General features: G+C 64.4%; 2 protein-coding genes. Both read right to left on the reverse strand.

Annotation, left to right across the window (positions count from 1 at the left end):
• The coding region (locus JWP28_RS19850; RefSeq protein ID WP_299545584.1) for a TonB-dependent receptor at window positions 1-1854 on the reverse strand (1854 nt) is incomplete at its 3' end.
• 314 nt (window positions 1855-2168) lie between these two features.
• Window positions 2169-3425, reverse strand: a 1257-nt coding sequence (locus JWP28_RS19855) for an MFS transporter (protein ID WP_299545585.1), incomplete at its 5' end; no start/stop codon positions are given.

Genomic DNA, 3425 nt, shown 5'->3' on the forward strand with positions numbered 1-3425 from the left:
CACGCAGCCTGCCGCAGACCAGAACGAGCGGCCGACAAATCGCGAGTCCACCCTGGCGTTCAGCACCATGTCGCCGCTCAGAGGGTGGCGCCAATCGACGGCGAGCGTCGCCTGGTACTCTGGCGTCGCCGGGCCCTGGTTGCCCTTGGGGTTCACGGTGGCGCCAGTCCCGTCCTCAAGAAAGACGGACCCGAAGATCGCCCGGGTGAAGCCCACCCCGCCCGACAAGGTCAGCTCCGGCGTCGGACGCGCCTTGGCTTCCACTTCAAACCCGTAGTTGTTGGAAGACCCCACGTTGGCGACGTAGGTGAAGAGGCCGCCGGTGGCGGTGTCAACCTTGCCGACCTCGAACAGGCGGTTGGTATAGTCGATGAAGAAGACTGCCGCATTCAGGGTGAGGCGCCGATCGAACAGCGACGACTTCACGCCGGCTTCGTAACTCAGCGCGAATTCGGTCTGAAACGGTAGGACCTGGTTTCCCGAATCCGACGGGTTGTCGGTCAGGTCGGCCTGCTCGTCTCCTCTCGCCACGGTAAAGTACGTCATGACGTCCTTCGAGACATGGTACTGCACGGAGGCCCTGGGCAGCACGTCGGTCTCCTGCACCTTCCCCGAGCACGGGCCACACAGCCCCGTCGTATCGTTCATGGCGTTGTTGAAGTGCGCAACTCGCAGACCGCCCTCGAACGTCCAATCGCCTAGATCGTAAGTCGCATTGCCGAAAACCGCATAGTCGCGGTTGGTATGACGATATGCGACGGTCGAGCGGTCCAGAATCGTCTCGCCGACCGGGCTGCCGAGGGTCGCCGCGATGCCGACGATTTGCGATTGAACTGCGTTGCTGCGGATATCCTGAAAGAACGCGCCCACCAGCCATTTGAAGGATGAGTCGCCGCTGGACGACAGCCGGAATTCCTGGCTCCAGACGCTTTTCCCAAAGTCCTGGGGGTAGTTTATGAATATAAGGCTTCCAAAAAGCTCAGGGAACGCTCCTTTGTCCAAGTTACCTACCGAATTTATCTTGGAATGGAAATAGGACGAGATGGACGTGAAGGTGATATCGCCGAAATCATGGGTGATTTGGAGGCTGGGAGAGTAGACCGTACGCTTGTAGAAGGGCTTCGTTCCATCAACTCCGCCCTTGTAGATGCGAGTATAGGTATGGTCGTCCGGCGGGGTGTAGTAGAGGTTGAAGTCCTGCCCGCTGATGCGGTCACCCATCAGATAGAAGATCACCGTGGTCTTATCCCCGGGGTACTCGAGGGTCAGTCGGCCGCCGGTCTCCTCCGTGCTTGGCACTTTGATGTTGAGGGTCGGATCGAAGAGATACCCGTCCGATTGGTCGTGGAAGAGGCTCACGCGCCCGAGCAGCTTATCCGGCACGATGGGACCGGATACGACGCCATCGACGGTCAAGTGATCGAATGATCCGTACTCGACCCGGGCCTCGCCGGACGGCGTCTCGCTGGGCAACTTCGTCACGTATTTGATCGCGCCGCCGACGTTGCTGCCGCCGAAGATCGTGCCCTGAGGGCCCTTCAGAACCTCGATACGCTCGATGTCGGACGGGCGCACGGACTGCCCTTCGAACTGCGGCACGTCGTTGACGTAGAAGCCGACGCCCTGAACGACGCCCAGGGAGCCGACGCCGCGCATCACCACGTCTGGGGTGTTGTCCGCCCGCTTGGTGATGTTGACGTTGGTGACCAGCGAATTGAAGTCATCCAATCGCGTCAGGTGCGAGGCGACGATTGTCCGCGAATCGATCGCCGTGACCGACTCCGGAATGACTTGGATGTCCTCGCTCTGCTTTCGCGCGGTAACCACAACAGATTCAACCGTGTATTCCGCCATCGATGACGACTTTGGCGGGGGCGAGGATTGGGCAAGCGCAGGATGAGTGAGGAATGTACCGCACAGCAGCGTGACTAGAGGCAGCAACGATCGCGCCGAAGTCCTTTGGACCATCATCGTTTCACTCCCCAATTCAAGTCTTATTGTTTGATTGTCGCGGCCGGCGCTCCGGGCCCTGCGGCTGACGCGCTGCTCGTCTGGAAGACTCCCCTTTACTGTCCCCCTCCCCTGTCCCCCGGCACTCGTCAAGGCGCGGCCGCGGTTAAATAGACCGCTCCGGTCAATCTCGTGTCAAGATAAATTGACCGATACGGTCAATACAGCGGCTGGGCGGCGCCTGCGGTCGGGACGATCTGCACGGGAATTAGCCGCTCCCCGACGGTGGTCCGGAACGCCCGCAGGGTGGCGGTCAGGGTTAGGGCGGCCAGGATGCAGACCGCCGCCCCCACCAGGCCGAACGACAGATGCAGCTTGGCCTTGTCGTGGAAGACAAAGTCGGTGAGCAGGGCGACCGTCGTCGCCGCCAGGCCGCCGCCGACCAGGTTGGTCACCGCCACATAGACCGCCGTCGCCTGGCCCCGCATGGCGTTGGGCATGATCTCCTGCAGCGCGCCCGGTCCGAGCGGCAGACTGAACGCGCCGAAGAACATGAAGGCGCCGAGCGCCACGATGAGCAGGTCAGGTATGGGATTGAGGGCGATGGCCGTGGCGGCGGCGGCGCACATGCCCGCCGAGCCGATGCAGACCACGAGCTTGCCGTCGGTGCGGCCGCGGAGGGCGAGGGCGTCGGCCAGGGCGCCCGCGGTCGCAGCCCCGATCGGCCCAAGCACCAGGGTCATCAGACCTACGGTCGCCCCGGCCTGGGCGATGCTCCAGCCGGCGGTGCGCACCAGCAGCGTGGGCAGCCAAGCGGCGCCGGCATGCAGCGCAAAATTCTGCAGGCAGAAGCCGACGTTGTGGCCCGCCAGGGTTCTCGCGTGGGTCTTGTAGTACCGCGCGACCGCGACCAGGGGCACGCCGCCCACCGCCGCCGGCCTGCCGCCGTCAAGCCGCCTCGGCTCGGGGATCAGCAGGGTGAGCGGCGCGACGATGAACCCCAGGCTGCCGACCAGGATCAGCACCACCTGCCAGGAGTGGAGCGGCCCGACGAACGGCAGCGCCACCAGGCGATCGCCGAGGCCGCGCCAAAGGGCCCCGCCGAGGATCAGCGCGCAGCCGCCGCCGACGAAGGTCCCGGCGTAGAACAGGCCCATCGCCCGGCCTCGGCGCCTCGGCGGGAAGAAGTCGGCCAGCAATGAGACGCCCGCCGGCGTCACTGAGGCCTCGCCGGCGCCGAGGGCCACCCGGCCCAGGAACAGCTGCCAGAAGTTGGCAGCCAGGCCGCAACTCGATGCGGCCAGGCTCCAGACGGCGATGCCGACCGCGGCGATGGTCTTGCGCGGCCCGCCGTCGATCCACCGCGCCACCGGCAGGCCGAACAGCGCATTGAAGGCGGCGAAGGCGAAGCCGACGAGCAGGCTGATCTGGGTGTCCGAAAGGCGGAGATCCCTTTGGATCGGGATGATGAACAG

It is taken from the genome of Phenylobacterium sp. (assembly GCF_028290885.1).
In the GTDB taxonomy this organism is placed as follows: domain Bacteria; phylum Pseudomonadota; class Alphaproteobacteria; order Caulobacterales; family Caulobacteraceae; genus Phenylobacterium.